The organism is Pseudomonas sp. B21-048, assembly GCF_024748615.1.
In the GTDB taxonomy this organism is placed as follows: domain Bacteria; phylum Pseudomonadota; class Gammaproteobacteria; order Pseudomonadales; family Pseudomonadaceae; genus Aquipseudomonas.
Map to the genome: position 1 here is coordinate 1,057,080 of NZ_CP087168.1, position 15,234 is coordinate 1,072,313.

Genomic DNA, 15,234 nt, shown 5'->3' on the forward strand with positions numbered 1-15,234 from the left:
GAATTTTCACTATTTCGGCTAGACTTCCGGCCCCTGCTAGACGAACCCCATCATGCGCGTTGCTGACTTTACTTTCGAACTCCCTGATTCGCTGATCGCTCGCCACCCTTTGGCCGAGCGTCGCAACAGTCGCCTGTTGACCCTTGATGGGGTCAGCGGCGCCCTGGCACACCGTCAATTCACTGATTTGCTCGAGCATTTGCGCCCGGGCGATTTGATGGTGTTCAACAATACCCGGGTGATTCCGGCGCGGCTGTTTGGCCAGAAGGCTTCCGGCGGCAAGCTGGAAATTCTGGTGGAGCGGGTGCTCGACAGTCATCGCGTGCTGGCCCATGTGCGTTCCAGCAAGTCGCCCAAGCCGGGTTCGAAGATCCTGATCGACGGCGGTGGCGAAGCCGAGATGCTGGCGCGTCATGATGCGTTGTTCGAGCTGGGGTTTGCCGAAGAGGTGTTGCCGCTGCTCGATCGCGTCGGGCACATGCCGTTGCCGCCTTATATAGACCGCCCGGATGAAGGTTCGGACCGCGAGCGTTATCAGACGGTGTACGCCGAGCGCCTGGGCGCGGTGGCGGCGCCGACGGCGGGGCTGCATTTCGATCAGCTGCTGATGGAGGCGATTGCCGCCAAGGGCATCGAGACTGCGTTCGTGACCTTGCACGTGGGTGCGGGCACGTTCCAGCCAGTGCGTGTCGAGAAGATCGAAGATCACCACATGCACAGTGAGTGGCTGGAAGTCGGTCAGGACGTGGTCGATGCAGTCGAAGCGTGCCGCGCTCGCGGTGGTCGCGTAGTGGCTGTGGGGACCACCAGCGTGCGTTCTCTGGAAAGTGCCGCGCGCGATGGCGTGCTCAAGCCGTTCAGTGGCGACACCGACATCTTTATCTACCCGGGCCGGCCGTTTCATGTGGTCGATGCCCTGGTCACCAACTTCCATTTGCCTGAATCCACGTTGTTGATGCTGGTTTCGGCATTCGCCGGTTATCCCGAGACCATGGCCGCCTATAAAGCCGCCGTCGACAACGAATACCGCTTTTTCAGCTACGGTGATGCGATGTTTATCACCCGTAACCCCGCGCCTACTGCCCCTAAAGAAACAGGCCCTGAGGAAACAGAATGAGTCGCCAAAGTCGTATGTCTTTTGAGCTCCTTGCCACAGACGGCAAGGCTCGTCGCGGTCGTTTGACCTTTCCGCGCGGTACCGTCGAGACCCCAGCCTTCATGCCGGTGGGCACGTACGGCACGGTCAAGGGCATGCTGCCGCGGGATATCGTCGCCACTGGCGCGGAAATCATTCTGGGCAACACCTTCCACTTGTGGCTGCGTCCTGGCACCGAAGTGATCAAGAAGCACGGCGACCTGCACGATTTCATGCAGTGGAAAGGCCCGATTCTGACCGACTCCGGCGGTTTTCAGGTGTTCAGCCTGGGCGCGATGCGCAAGATCAAGGAGGAGGGCGTGACCTTCGCTTCTCCTGTCGATGGCGCCAAAGTATTCATGGGGCCGGAAGAGTCGATGCAGGTCCAGCGCGATCTGGGCTCGGACATCGTGATGATTTTCGACGAATGCACCCCGTATCCGGCCGATGAAGACGTCGCTCGTGTCTCGATGGAGCTCTCGTTGCGTTGGGCCAAGCGCTCGAAAGAAGCCCATGGCGACAACACGGCGGCGCTGTTCGGCATTGTTCAGGGCGGTATGCACCAGGATTTGCGCATGCGCTCCCTGGAAGGCCTCGACAAGATCGGCTTCGACGGCTTGGCCATCGGCGGTCTGTCGGTGGGCGAGCCCAAGCACGAGATGATCAAGGTGCTGGATTACCTGCCGGGCCAGATGCCGGCTGACAAACCTCGTTACCTTATGGGCGTTGGCAAACCGGAAGATCTGGTTGAGGGTGTGCGCCGCGGTGTGGACATGTTCGATTGCGTGATGCCAACCCGTAATGCCCGCAATGGGCATCTGTTCATTGATACAGGCGTGCTGAAGATCCGTAACGCGTTCCATCGCCATGATGATTCGCCGCTAGATCCGACTTGCGATTGCTATACCTGCCAGAACTTCTCCCGCGCTTATCTGCATCACCTGGACAAATGCGGTGAAATGTTGGGTAGCATGTTGAATACCATCCATAATTTGCGCCATTACCAGGTGCTTATGGCTGGTTTGCGCGAGGCTATTCAACAGGGTACATTGGCCGCCTTTGTCGATGCCTTCTACGCCAAACGCGGGTTACCTGTTCCGCCTTTGGACTGAGTTTTCTGACCCCAAGATTCAACATTTGCAACTGGAGTGCTAAATGAGCTTTTTTATCTCTAATGCCATGGCTGACGCTGCTGCACCTGCGGCAGGCCCAATGGGTGGCGGCTTTGAGTGGATTTTCCTGGTCGGTTTCCTGGTCATCTTCTACCTGATGATCTGGCGTCCACAGGCCAAGCGCGCCAAAGAGCAGAAAACCCTGCTGGGCAGCCTGCAAAAAGGTGACGAAGTTGTGACCACCGGTGGTATCGCCGGCAAGATCACCAAAGTGTCCGATGACTTCGTTGTTCTGGAAGTCTCCGACACCGTCGAAATGAAATTCCAGAAAGGCGCCATCGCCGCCACGCTGCCAAAAGGCACGCTCAAAGCGATCTAAGTTTCAACTTCTACTCAATCGACGGGGCGCGCAAGGCGCCCCGCGTCATAAGCGGGCGGCGTGATGCTGAACAAATACCCTCTGTGGAAATACATTCTGATCCTGGCGGTGCTGGCGATCGGTCTGATTTATTCCGCTCCCAATCTTTATCCTGATGACCCGGCCATTCAGGTCAGCGGTGCCAGCACGGCGCTGCAGGTCACTCAGGCAGATCTGGATCGTGTGAGCACCGCGCTCAAGGAATCCGGGATCAACGTCAAGGCGGCCACCCTGGCTGCGGGCGGCAAGGGCGGTCTGATCCGTCTGACCAAAGCTGAAGATCAGCTGCCAGCCAAAGACGTCGTGCGCAAGGCATTGGGTGATGACTACGTCGTTGCACTGAACCTGGCACAAACCACCCCGCAATGGCTGCGCAGCCTTGGCGCGCACCCGATGAAGCTGGGTCTGGACTTGTCCGGTGGTGTGCACTTCCTGCTGGAAGTGGACATGGACAAAGCCCTCGACGCACGCCTGAAAGTCTACGAAGGCGACGTCAAGAGCCTGTTGCGCAAAGAAAAACTGCGCTATCGCAGCCTGCCGCAAGTGGGCGGTGCCATTCAGCTGGGTTTCACTGATGAAGCGGCCCGCGAACAGGCCCGCGTGCTGATCCGCAAGAACTTCAACGATTTCGACATTGTTCCGGCCGACCTCAATGGCCAACCGGTACTGCGTCTGGCGATGACCCCGGCCAAGCTGGCGGAAATCCGCGAATACTCCATCAAGCAGAACTTGACCACGGTACGTAACCGCGTCAACGAGCTGGGTGTTGCCGAACCTATCGTTCAGCGCCAGGGCGCCAACCGCATCGTGGTTGAGCTGCCGGGCGTGCAAGACACTGCAGAAGCCAAGCGTATCCTCGGCAAGACGGCCAACCTTGAGTTCCGTCTGGCGGCTGAGCCAGGCGCTTCGAAAGCCACTTCCGAATCGTTCGAGTTCCGTGAAGGCAATCGTCCTGCGGCGCTGATCGAGCGCGGCTTGATCATCACCGGTGACCAGGTGACTGACGCCAAGGCTGGCTTCGGCGAGCAAGGCACGCCAGAAGTGAACATCCGTCTGGATGGCCATGGTGGCGAGCTGATGAGTCGTGCGACTCGCAACAACGTCGGTCGCAGCATGGCGGTGATCTTCATCGAGCAACGTCCGGTCACCACTTACGTCAAGCAAGTGGTCAACGGTGTCGAGAAAGACGTACCGGTTCAGACGTTTAAAGAAGAGAAGAAGATCATCAGCCTGGCGACCATCCAGTCGCCACTGGGTGCCCAGTTCCGCATCACTGGCCTGAACGGCCAGGGCGAGTCGTCCGAACTGGCGCTGCTGCTGCGTGCCGGTGGTCTGGCGGCACCGATGTACTTCGCTGAAGAACGTACCATCGGCCCAAGCCTGGGTGCTGACAACATCACCAAAGGTATCGATGCATCGCTGTGGGGCATGCTGTTTGTCTCGCTGTTCATCATGGCCATCTACCGCTTCTTCGGCCTCATCGCCACCGTCGCGCTGACGGTGAACATGGTGATGCTGCTGGCCCTGATGTCGCTGCTGGGTGCAACGCTGACCCTGCCGGGTATCGCCGGTATCGTGTTGACCATGGGTATGGCGGTCGACGCCAACGTACTGATCTTCTCGCGGATACGTGAAGAGATCGCGGCCGGCATGACCGTGCAGCGGGCAATCAACGAAGGCTTCGGCCGGGCATTCACCGCGATTCTCGACGCCAACCTGACAACCTTGTTGGTCGGCGGGATTCTCTTTGCCATGGGCACCGGCCCGGTCAAAGGCTTCGCAGTGACCATGTCCCTCGGGATCTTTACCTCGATGTTCACGGCCATCATGGTGACCCGCGCGATGGTCAACCTGATCTTCGGCGGTCGTGACTTCAAGAAGTTGTGGATTTAAGGGGCTGCCATGTTACGTACAATCAACTTCATGGGCGTTCGCAACTTCGCGTTCGGCGTCACATTGTTCCTTACCGTGCTGGCTTTGTTCAGCGTTGCCACCAAGGGCATGAACTGGGGCCTGGACTTCACCGGCGGTACGCTCATCGAGCTGACCTACGAGCGTCCGGCCGATGTCACCAAGGTGCGTGAGCAGCTGGTTACATCGGGTTATCACGAGGCAATCGTGCAGAGCTTCGGTGCGACTACCGATTTGCTGGTGCGTATGCCAGGTGAAGACCCGCAGTTGGGTCATCAGGTGGCCGAGGCCTTGCAGAAGGTCGGTGGCGACAACCCTGCGGTGGTCAAGCGCGTCGAATTCGTCGGCCCTCAGGTCGGTGAAGAACTGCGCGACCAGGGCGGCCTCGGCATGCTGATGGCGCTGGGCGGCATTTTGATCTACCTGGCTTTCCGCTTTCAGTGGAAGTTTGCGGTCGGTGCGATCGTATCCTTGATCCACGACGTGATCGTGACCATCGGTATCCTGTCGTTCTTCCAGATCACCTTCGACCTGACGGTATTGGCGGCAGTACTGGCGATCATCGGTTACTCGCTCAATGACACCATCGTGGTATTCGACCGGGTTCGTGAGAACTTCCGGGTACTGCGCAAGGCCAGCCTGATCGAGAACATCAACATCTCGACCACGCAAACCCTGCTGCGGACCATGGCGACGTCGATCTCCACTTTGCTGGCGATCGCGGCCCTGTTGTTCTTCGGTGGCGACAACCTGTTCGGCTTCTCCATTGCCCTGTTCATCGGTGTTCTGGCGGGTACTTACTCGTCGATCTACATCGCGAACGTGGTGCTGATCTGGCTGAACCTGAGCAGCGAGGACCTGATTCCTGCTGCGGCGGTAGAGACGGAAGTCGACGACCGTCCATAACGGTTATCGCTTTTCCAGCTATAAGCCGAGAAGGCGCGAGTATTGAACTCGCGCCTTTTTTTATGCTCCAAGGCTGGGAGAAGCGCGGGTCTGTCCCGCCTGTAATAGCCAGGAGGTTCATGTGAACAAGTCGTTGCTGGTTGGTGCGGTATTGGGTGCTGTCGGTGTCACTGCCGGGGGTGCTGTTGCCACTTACAACCTGGTTAAAAGCGGCCCTGAGTATGCGCAAGTGCTGGCCGTTGAACCGGTCAAGACACAAATCAAGACTCCACGTGAAGTGTGCAAGGACGTTACGGTTACCCGGCAAGCGCCGGTAAAAGATCAACACCAGATCGCCGGTACGGTGGTCGGCGCGCTGGCCGGTGGCCTGTTGGGCAACCAGATCGGCGGCGGTACAGGCAAGAAAATCGCCACAGTGGCCGGTGCGGTCGGCGGCGGTTATGCGGGCAACAAGGTGCAGGAAGGCATGCAGGAGCGTGATACCTACACCACCACTCAAACCCGCTGTAACACCGTGAATGACATCAGCGACAAAGTTGTAGGCTACGACGTTCGCTATTCGCTGGATGGCAAGGAAGGCAAAGTGCGGATGGATCGCGATCCGGGCAACCAGATTCCGGTCGACAAGGAAGGCAAGTTGATCCTGGGGCAAAACGAACCGGCTCAACAATAAGCTGAGCGCCTCAAGCAAAAAGAAGCATCCCGAGAGGGATGCTTTTTTTGTGCTTGAATTTTATGTTCACCGCCAACGTGCTATGAAAGACTCTTTATTTTTCGCGGCCTTACGCCTGCCTGTCTGAGACTCCATGCCTGCCATCGATCATCCCCTGATAGACCAGTTCCTCGACGCCCTGTGGCTGGAAAAAGGCCTTTCCGATAACACCCGCGATGCCTATCGCAGCGACTTGGCCTTGTTCAACGGCTGGTTGCAGGAGAAGGGCCTGGAGCTGATCAGCGCCGGCCGCGAGTTGATTCTCGATCACTTGGCCTGGCGCCTGGCGCAAAACTACAAGCCCCGTTCTACGGCGCGGTTTCTTTCCGGTGTGCGTGGTTTCTATCGCTATTTGCTGCGGGAAAAGCTGATTGCTGTCGATCCGACCTTGCGCATCGATATGCCGCAACTGGGCAGGCCGTTGCCCAAATCCTTGTCAGAGGCCGATGTAGACGCGCTGTTGGCCGCGCCAGACTTGAGCGAAGCCATCGGTCAGCGTGACCGCGCCATGCTTGAGGTGCTTTATGCCTGTGGTTTGCGGGTGACGGAGCTGATCAGCCTGACGCTGGAACAGGTCAACCTGCGCCAGGGCGTGCTGCGAGTGATGGGCAAGGGCAGCAAGGAGCGGCTGGTGCCGATGGGCGAGGAGGCGATTGTCTGGGTCGAGCGCTACATGCGTGACGCTCGTGGCGAGTTGCTGAGCGGGCGTCCCAGCGATGTGCTGTTCCCCAGCCTGCGCGGCGAGCAGATGACCCGCCAGACCTTCTGGCATCGCATCAAGCACCAGGCCAAGGTCGCCGGTATCGGCAAGTCGCTGTCGCCGCACACCCTGCGTCATGCCTTCGCCACGCACTTGCTCAACCACGGTGCCGACCTTCGAGTGGTGCAAATGCTGCTCGGCCACAGCGATCTTTCGACCACCCAGATCTATACTCACGTCGCCCGCGCACGCTTGCAGGACCTGCACGCCAAACATCACCCCAGAGGCTAGCGCAAACCCTGTGGCGAGGGAGCAAGCTCCCTCGCCACAATAATGGGTGTCAGTCGGGGATGAGCGTCTCACGTCACCCGCATTCAGCCACAGGGGCCTTATGTGGTAGGCTTTGCCGGTTTGTACGATGGGCGGTTATGACCCGGTGTTTCGGTACGGGTGTTCTGATCGTCCCATTTGTCCGCCTTCAGGAGTTCTCATGCGTCTGACCCAGATTTTCGCCGCCGCAGCCATTGCGTTGGTCAGCACCTTTGCCGTCGCCGATGACGCGGCCGACAAAGCCATTCGTAAAAGCCTGGAAAACCTCGATCTCGACGTGCCGGTCGAAACCATCACCGCCAGCCCGCTGCCAGGTCTGTACGAAGTCAAACTCAAGGGCAGCCGCGTGCTTTACGCCAGCGCCGACGGCCAGTACGTTGTTCAGGGCTACATGTTCCAGCTAAAGGACGGCAAACCGGTCAACCTGACCGAGAAGACCGAGCGCCTGGGCATTTCCAAGCTGATCAACAACATTCCAGTGGCTGAAACCGTGGTCTACCCGGCTATCGGCGAAACCAAGTCGCACATCACCGTCTTCACCGACACTACCTGCCCGTACTGCCACAAGCTGCACGCCGAAGTGCCGGAGCTGAACAAGCTGGGTATCGAAGTGCGTTATGTTGCATTCCCGCGCCAGGGCCTGGGCTCGCCGGGTGACGAGCAACTGCAAGCCGTGTGGTGCTCCAAGGACAAGAAAGCGGCCATGGACAAAATGGTCGATGGCAAGGAAATCAAGGCCGCCAAGTGCGATAACCCGGTTTCCAAGCAGTTTGCTCTCGGTCAGTCGATTGGCGTGAACGGTACACCGGCCATCGTTTTGGCCGACGGACAGGTCATTCCGGGCTACCAGCCTGCGCCACAAGTCGCCAAACTGGCACTGGGCGCGAAATAATTTCGCATCGTCATGGTCAGCCTTTGACGATCATGGTTCGGCGGCAATATTGTCGGGCCATTAATAGAGAGCCGCGAGTATGCGGTTGTTTTCACGGCCGGCCTTGAGTCGGCCGTTTTATGGGGAGTTCACAGTGAAACCGGTCAAAGTAGGCATCTGTGGGTTAGGGACCGTCGGTGGCGGTACCTTCAACGTACTTCAGCGCAACGCCGAGGAAATTGCTCGTCGTGCCGGGCGTGGAATCGAAGTGGCACAAATTGCCATGCGCACGCCAAAGCCTCAGTTCCAGACGACCGGTATTGCGATTACCAACGATGTCTTCGAAGTGGCCACGAACCCTGAGATCGACATCGTTATAGAGCTGATGGGCGGCTACACCGTTGCCCGCGAGCTGGTACTCAAGGCCATCGAGAATGGCAAGCATGTGGTCACCGCGAACAAGGCACTGATCGCCGTTCACGGTAATGAAATTTTCGCCAAGGCTCGCGAGAAGGGCGTGATCGTTGCGTTCGAAGCGGCCGTGGCCGGCGGCATCCCGGTGATCAAAGCGATCCGTGAAGGTTTGTCCGCCAACCGCATCAACTGGGTGGCCGGTATCATCAACGGCACCGGTAACTTCATCCTCACCGAAATGCGTGAGAAGGGTCGCACCTTCGAAGACGTACTCGCCGAGGCGCAAGCCCTGGGTTACGCCGAAGCCGATCCGACCTTCGACGTCGAAGGCATCGACGCGGCCCACAAGCTGACGATCCTGGCGTCCATCGCGTTCGGCATTCCGCTGCAATTCGATAAGGCTTACACCGAAGGCATCACCAAACTGACCACCGCTGACGTGAATTACGCCGAAGCGCTGGGCTATCGCATCAAGCACCTGGGCGTGGCGCGCAGCACCGCGGCCGGTATCGAGCTGCGTGTGCACCCGACGCTGATCCCGGCCGATCGCTTGATCGCCAACGTCAACGGCGTGATGAACGCGGTGATGGTCAACGGCGATGCTGCCGGTTCGACGCTGTTCTACGGCGCCGGCGCCGGCATGGAGCCGACCGCTTCGTCGGTGATCGCTGACCTGGTGGACGTGGTTCGCGCCATGACTTCCGACCCGGAAAACCGTGTGCCGCACCTGGCTTTCCAGCCGGATTCGCTGTCGGCCCATCCGATTCTGCCGATCGAAGCCTGCGAAAGCGCGTACTACCTGCGCATTCAGGCCAAGGACCATCCGGGCGTGTTGGCTCAGGTGGCGAGCATCCTGTCGGAGCGCGGCATCAACATCGAATCGATCATGCAGAAAGAAGTCGAGGAGCATGACGGTCTGGTGCCAATGATCCTGCTGACGCACCGTGTGCTGGAGCAGCACATGAACGACGCGATCACCGCCCTGGAGGCCTTGGAAGGCGTGGTCGGCCCGGTCGTACGGATCCGTGTCGAACATTTGAATTAACACAGCAGCAAGTGGCAAGCTTCAAGCGGCAAGTCAACGGCAGTTCGGCCTTTACTTGCAGCTTGTAGCTTGTGGCTCGAAGCTCAAACCAAAGGTTTGCCCCTATGCGTTATATCAGTACCCGCGGCCAGGCACCGGCCCTGAATTTCGAAGATGTCCTGCTGGCCGGTCTCGCCACCGACGGCGGTCTGTACGTCCCGGAAAACCTGCCACGTTTCACCCAGGAAGAAATCGCATCCTGGGCCGGCCTGCCGTATCACGAGCTGGCCTTCCGGGTGATGCGCCCGTTCGTCACCGGCAGTATTCCGGATGCCGATTTCAAAAAAATTCTTGAAGAAACGTACGGCGTGTTTTCCCACAACGCCGTGGCACCACTGCGTCAGCTGAATGGCAACGAATGGGTACTGGAGCTGTTTCACGGCCCAACCCTGGCGTTCAAGGACTTCGCCCTGCAACTGCTGGGTCGTCTGCTCGACTACGTGCTGGAAAAGCGTGGCGAGCGCGTGGTGATTGTTGGCGCTACCTCCGGCGACACCGGTTCGGCGGCAATCGAAGGTTGCAAGCACTGCGAAAACGTCGACATCTTCATCCTGCACCCGCACAACCGTGTGTCCGAAGTGCAGCGTCGCCAGATGACCACCATCTTCGGCGAGAACATCCATAACATCGCCATCGAAGGCAACTTCGATGACTGCCAGGAAATGGTCAAGGCCAGCTTCGCCGACCAGAGCTTCCTCAAGGGCACACGCCTGGTGGCGGTTAACTCGATCAACTGGGCGCGGATCATGGCCCAGATCGTTTACTACTTCCACGCAGCCCTGCAACTGGGCGGCCCGGCGCGTTCGGTGTCGTTCTCGGTGCCGACCGGCAACTTTGGCGATATCTTCGCCGGTTACCTGGCGCGCAACATGGGCCTGCCGATCAACCAGTTGATCGTCGCCACCAACCGCAACGACATCCTGCACCGCTTCATGAGCGGCAATCAGTACGTCAAGGAAACCCTGCACGCCACGCTGTCGCCGTCCATGGACATCATGGTCTCGTCGAACTTCGAACGCCTGCTGTTCGACCTGCACGGTCGCAACGGCGCGGCGATTGCCGGTTTGATGGACACCTTCAAGCAGGGCGGCGGTTTTAGCGTCGAAGAGGAACGCTGGACCGAGGCACGCAAACTGTTCGATTCGCTGGCCGTGGACGACGCCCAAACGTGCGAAACCATTGCTGAAGTCTTTGAGCAAACCGGCGAGCTGCTGGACCCGCACACCGCCATCGGCGTGAAGGCCGCGCGCGAATGCCGTCGCAGCCTGGATATTCCGATGGTGATCCTCGGCACGGCCCATCCGGTCAAATTCCCGGACGCAGTGGAAAAAGCCGGTGTAGGAAAAGCGCTCGAACTACCTGCACATCTTTCTGATTTGTTTGAGCGAGATGAGCGTTGCACCGTGTTGCCGAACGACCTGAAAGCCGTGCAGGCCTTTGTCAGTCAGCATGGCAACCGCGGCAAGCCGCTGTAACCGGTAAAAGCTGTCACATTTTGAAGCCCGTCTCCTGACGGGCTTTCTCATTTCTGCATGCCACACTTGTCGGGTTTCGTAAAAGAAGAGCCGCCCATGAAGGACGGGCGAGACGATCACCAAGGAAGTGGCAATGCTGTTTTTTAGAGGGTTTAAACCAGCCATATGCTGGATGTTTTTGCTGGGCGCCCTGGGCTTTGGGCAATGGGTAAAGGCCGCACAATTGGCGACACATGAATCCCGGGAGTCTGCCACCGTCGCACGCATTGAGCTGGACGCTCAGGAGCGGCAATGGATCGCTGAACATCCGATGGTTATCGTGGCGTCGGCGCAGTACCCGCTGTATCTGTTCAAGGATGAGCACGGTCACTGGAGCGGTTTGAACAACGATGTGCTCAACCGCATCAGCGCCATGACAGGGTTGCGGTTCGTCCATGAAGAGTCGTTTTCCACCGACCAACTGCTGGAGCGACTGGAAAGCGGCGCGGCGGACATGAGTACGACGCTGGCAATGAATGACGAGCGCAAGGTGTTTCTGGATTTCAGTCATGCGTTCGGCGGGGCGGGCTGGGTGCTCGTGGGGCTGGCAGGTACGCCAGCGTTACAGTCCCTGGAACAGCTTTCGAAAAGAGTCCTGGTGCTGCCGACCCGGCACGCCCTGGAGGGTGTAATTCGTCGTGACTACCCGGCGATCGAGCTGCGCTCGGTCAAAACCTACGCTGAAGCCCGAGCGCTGGTGGAAAGTGGCGAGGCCTACGCCACCATTGAAAACGAAATCGGAGCGCAGCTCTATCCCTTGGGCCGGCTCAAGGTAGGGCATGCAGTGGAAGGCAAATGGGAGGCTGATCATTTGGCTGTCCGCAAAGGACAGCCGCAGTTATTGAGCATCCTCAACAAGGCGCTGGAGGCATTTCCACCCGCCGAGTTACGCGCCATACGGCTGCAATGGCTGAACGGAATTGCACCGGTACACGCGCCCTCGGCCTGGCAGCGGATAACCCAGTGGGGTTGCTGGAGCATGTTCGTCGTTAGTCTGTTCGGCTTGCTCTCATTGCTTTGGAACCGTCGGCTCGCTGCACTGATCAAGCAACGGCGGGACGCCGAGAAAGACCTCAATGACCAGCTCGCATTCCAGCACGCGTTGATAGACGCCATGCCCGATCCGATGTTCGTGCGTGATCTGGAAGGGCGTTTGATCATGTGCAACAAAAGTTATGAGGAGCGCTTGTCGACCCGTTTCGACCAGGTTCAGGGGCGACAACTGATTGAACTCGACGTTTTGCCCAAAGAGACTGCCGAACAGCTGCACGCCGAGTTCATGGCCCAGCTAGGTACTCGCAAAACCCGCTTCAGCGAACGTCAGTTGACATTCAAGGATGGCGTCAGGGACATCTACCAGTGGACGGTGCCATTTTACAGTGCAGACGGTCAATTGCGAGGACTGCTGGGCGGATGGAGCGATATCGGCAAGCGTACAAGGCAGATGTGAATGGGCAATGCCTGTCAGTCAAGTGAAGGCCAAGACCTGTGGCGTCCTTTCTTCACTGGCTGGCATTAAGCGCGAATCAGCTGTTTTTTTGCTGTCATCTTTACCGTGCATGCTCTATCTACCAGAGGCGCCGGTGCGCCTGCCGTTGGAATCCAGAGCTTTCTTCTCGGGCTTGGGGCATGTGATGTGGACACGTCCCAGGCACTTTGTTTCGGACTATTGAGTGGTGATCGAGATGGAACGTATCAGTTTATTACTCGGTGAGGCTCTGAGCCCGTATCAGGTTACGTTGACCCCGTCGGGTGCCCAAGGCGAATGCCTGGTGACGCTGAAGAGTGCGAGCGGCACTATTGTGATCGAACGGCTGTTCAATCAAGCCCAGTTATCCGATAAACGTCTACTGACCGATGTCGCCGATGGGCTGCACCGCGACGTGCTGATCGCTGAAGGACGTCTGGAGCCCTGTGTCATTGCGGCGTTGCGCAATGCTGCTCAAGACAAGATCCTGGCCAGCCGAAATTGAATTGCTTTTTGTGGGAACCTTCCTGCGCCAAGGTCAGTCAGACCATGTAACAGCAGGATCAAGCATTGTGCTCCGGTGCTTGTAGCTTGTTGTCACTGGCCTTTATTCAGGCCACGTTTAACCCCGAGTTGACTCCCCACTTCTCGGGGTTTCTTTTTGCCTGCGATTTGTCATTGCTAATGAAAGCAGTCGATTCAGCTTAGATGGCCCCGTCTTCACGCAGCCGCGCGATCTGTGCCGGGTCGTAGCCCAGATCGTGGAGGACCTGGGCATTGTGTTCGCCCAACTGTGGCCCGACCCATTCGGAGCTGCCGGGTGTTTCAGAGAGTTTTGGCACAATGCCGGGCATCTTGAAGTCCTTGCCGTCGGGCAGCTTGGCTTGTAGGAACATTTCCCGGGCCAGGTACTGCGGATCGCTGAACATGTCTTCGGCACTGAAGATCCGGCTGGCGGGAACGTCGGCCTGGTTCAGTCGTTCGATCACCGTGTCCAGCGGCAGTGAGTTGACCCAGCGATCGATCACCCCATAAATCTCGTCGCGACGGCTGTCGCGTCCGTCGTTGCTGGCCAGCACAGGATCATTGGCCAGGTCTTCGCGACCGATGATCAGCATGAAACGCTTGAAGATCGCATCGCCATTGGCGCCGATCTGCACGTGTTTGCCGTCGGCGCTGGTGTGGATGGAGGAGGGCGTGATACCCGGCATGATGTTGCCGGTGCGTTCGCGGATGAAGCCGAACACATCGAACTCCGGGACCATGCTTTCCATCATGGCGAAGATCGCTTCGTACAGCGCCACATCCACCACTTGTCCCAAGCCGCCGTTGACCTCGCGATGACGCAAGGCCATCAGCGCGCCAATCACGCCCCAGAGCGCGGCAATCGAGTCGCCAATGGAAATCCCGGTGCGCACCGGCGGCCGGTCCTCGAAGCCGGTGATGTAGCGCAGGCCGCCCATGGATTCACCGACCGCGCCGAAGCCGGGCTGATCTTTCATCGGCCCGGTCTGGCCAAAGCCCGAGAGCCGCACCATCACCAGTTTCGGGTTCAGTGCGTGTAAGACTTCCCAGCCCAGGCCGAGCTTTTCCAGCACGCCGGGGCGAAAATTCTCGATCAGGATGTCTGCTTCGCTGAGCAGCTGTTTCAGTATCGCCAGGCCGTCCGGGTGTTTCAGGTTCAGGGTCAGAGACTTCTTGTTACGCGCCTGAACGAACCACCACAGCGAAGTGCCTTCGTACAGTTTGCGCCATTTGCGCAACGGATCACCGCCGTCCGGTGACTCGATCTTGATCACTTCGGCGCCGAACTCGCCGCAAATACGCGAGGCAAACGGCCCGGCAATCAACGTACCCAATTCGATGACTTTCAGACCGGAGAGCGGTTTGTTGGAGAACGGCATGCTGAATCCTGTAGGACAAAGGCTGAGCGGATGCAGAGTTTTAACATAGGCCGACGTCCATAGCCCAAAGTTGATCGCCTTCAATTCGTTGATTGCTTGTTGCATCGGTTAGACTTGCCGCCTTTCCTCGTATCAAGAAGCCCGTTCATGGCCCAGCCGTCCACGACCTACAAGTTTGAACTGAACCTCACCGACCTTGACCGCAGCGTCTACGAGAGCGTGAAGCAGACCATCGCCCGTCACCCTTCGGAAACCGAAGAGCGCATGACCGTGCGGCTGCTGGCCTACGCCTTCTGGTACAACGAGCAGCTGTCCTTCGGTCGCGGTCTGTCAGACGTGGATGAACCGGCGCTGTGGGAAAAAAGCCTGGATGATCGTGTCCTGCACTGGATCGAAGTCGGCCAGCCAGACGCCGATCGCCTGACCTGGTGCTCGCGCCGCACCGAGCGCACCAGCCTGCTGGCCTACGGCAGCCTGCGTGTCTGGGAAACCAAAGTGATCCCGGCGATCAAAAACCTCAAAAACGTTCACATCGCCGCTGTGCCTCAGGAAGTGCTGGAAACCCTGGCCAAGGACATGCCGCGCGTTATCAAGTGGGATGTGATGATCAGTGAAGGAACGATTTTCGTCACCGACGACCGTGGTCAGCACGAAGTCCAGTTGCAATGGCTGAGTGGCGAACGCGGCTGATTATTCGCCACTGAACCGCGTTACCCGGTTTTATCCTACGTATTCAAGAGAAGCACCTGTCACCC

General features: G+C 58.6%; 14 protein-coding genes. 13 read left to right on the forward strand and 1 reads right to left on the reverse strand.

The window, feature by feature from the left end; genetic code table 11:
- Nucleotides 1-52: 52 nt before the first annotated feature.
- The 12 genes from queA to LOY56_RS04790 all read left to right on the forward strand — a co-directional run bounded on the left by queA (nucleotide 53) and on the right by LOY56_RS04790 (nucleotide 13,080).
- On the forward strand, nucleotides 53-1,117 hold the full coding sequence (gene queA, locus LOY56_RS04735) for a tRNA preQ1(34) S-adenosylmethionine ribosyltransferase-isomerase QueA (protein WP_258620231.1): 1,065 nt from the start codon (nucleotides 53-55) through the stop codon (nucleotides 1,115-1,117).
- 14 nt (nucleotides 1,118-1,131) lie between these two features.
- On the forward strand, nucleotides 1,132-2,247 hold the full coding sequence (gene tgt / locus LOY56_RS04740; protein WP_176466924.1) for a tRNA guanosine(34) transglycosylase Tgt: 1,116 nt from the start codon (nucleotides 1,132-1,134) through the stop codon (nucleotides 2,245-2,247).
- A gap of 43 nt (nucleotides 2,248-2,290) precedes the next feature.
- On the forward strand, nucleotides 2,291-2,626 hold the full coding sequence (yajC, locus tag LOY56_RS04745; RefSeq protein WP_007903559.1) for a preprotein translocase subunit YajC: 336 nt from the start codon (nucleotides 2,291-2,293) through the stop codon (nucleotides 2,624-2,626).
- A gap of 63 nt (nucleotides 2,627-2,689) precedes the next feature.
- Nucleotides 2,690-4,558, forward strand: a complete 1,869-nt coding sequence (gene secD, locus LOY56_RS04750; protein WP_258620233.1) for a protein translocase subunit SecD — start codon at nucleotides 2,690-2,692, stop codon at nucleotides 4,556-4,558.
- A gap of 9 nt (nucleotides 4,559-4,567) precedes the next feature.
- Nucleotides 4,568-5,482, forward strand: coding sequence for a protein translocase subunit SecF (secF, locus tag LOY56_RS04755; RefSeq protein ID WP_258620236.1), 915 nt, complete (start codon nucleotides 4,568-4,570; stop codon nucleotides 5,480-5,482).
- 121 nt (nucleotides 5,483-5,603) lie between these two features.
- Nucleotides 5,604-6,155, forward strand: a complete 552-nt coding sequence (locus LOY56_RS04760; protein WP_123498043.1) for a glycine zipper 2TM domain-containing protein — start codon at nucleotides 5,604-5,606, stop codon at nucleotides 6,153-6,155.
- 133 nt (nucleotides 6,156-6,288) lie between these two features.
- Nucleotides 6,289-7,185 carry a site-specific tyrosine recombinase XerD gene (xerD, locus tag LOY56_RS04765; RefSeq protein ID WP_258620237.1) on the forward strand — a complete coding sequence of 299 codons (897 nt, stop codon included), beginning with the start codon at nucleotides 6,289-6,291 and terminating at the stop codon, nucleotides 7,183-7,185.
- A gap of 199 nt (nucleotides 7,186-7,384) precedes the next feature.
- On the forward strand, nucleotides 7,385-8,116 hold the full coding sequence (gene dsbC, locus LOY56_RS04770; protein WP_258620238.1) for a bifunctional protein-disulfide isomerase/oxidoreductase DsbC: 732 nt from the start codon (nucleotides 7,385-7,387) through the stop codon (nucleotides 8,114-8,116).
- Between the two features lie 133 nt (nucleotides 8,117-8,249).
- On the forward strand, nucleotides 8,250-9,554 hold the full coding sequence (locus LOY56_RS04775; protein WP_052964768.1) for a homoserine dehydrogenase: 1,305 nt from the start codon (nucleotides 8,250-8,252) through the stop codon (nucleotides 9,552-9,554).
- 104 nt (nucleotides 9,555-9,658) lie between these two features.
- On the forward strand, nucleotides 9,659-11,068 hold the full coding sequence (gene thrC / locus LOY56_RS04780) for a threonine synthase (protein WP_038979090.1): 1,410 nt from the start codon (nucleotides 9,659-9,661) through the stop codon (nucleotides 11,066-11,068).
- 133 nt (nucleotides 11,069-11,201) lie between these two features.
- The gene (locus LOY56_RS04785) at nucleotides 11,202-12,557 is read left to right on the forward strand and encodes a transporter substrate-binding domain-containing protein (RefSeq protein WP_258620242.1); all 1,356 of its coding nucleotides are present in this window, start codon (nucleotides 11,202-11,204) and stop codon (nucleotides 12,555-12,557) included.
- A gap of 235 nt (nucleotides 12,558-12,792) precedes the next feature.
- On the forward strand, nucleotides 12,793-13,080 hold the full coding sequence (locus LOY56_RS04790; RefSeq protein ID WP_258620243.1) for a DUF3509 domain-containing protein: 288 nt from the start codon (nucleotides 12,793-12,795) through the stop codon (nucleotides 13,078-13,080).
- A gap of 199 nt (nucleotides 13,081-13,279) precedes the next feature.
- Here LOY56_RS04790 and LOY56_RS04795 read toward each other — a convergent pair whose 3' ends face one another.
- Nucleotides 13,280-14,479, reverse strand: a complete 1,200-nt coding sequence (locus LOY56_RS04795; RefSeq protein ID WP_258620245.1) for a CaiB/BaiF CoA-transferase family protein — start codon at nucleotides 14,477-14,479, stop codon at nucleotides 13,280-13,282.
- Between the two features lie 147 nt (nucleotides 14,480-14,626).
- Between LOY56_RS04795 and LOY56_RS04800 the strand changes: the two genes are divergently transcribed.
- Complete coding sequence (locus LOY56_RS04800) at nucleotides 14,627-15,169, forward strand: YaeQ family protein (RefSeq protein WP_007897614.1); 543 nt, start codon at nucleotides 14,627-14,629, stop codon at nucleotides 15,167-15,169.
- Nucleotides 15,170-15,234: the final 65 nt, after the last annotated feature.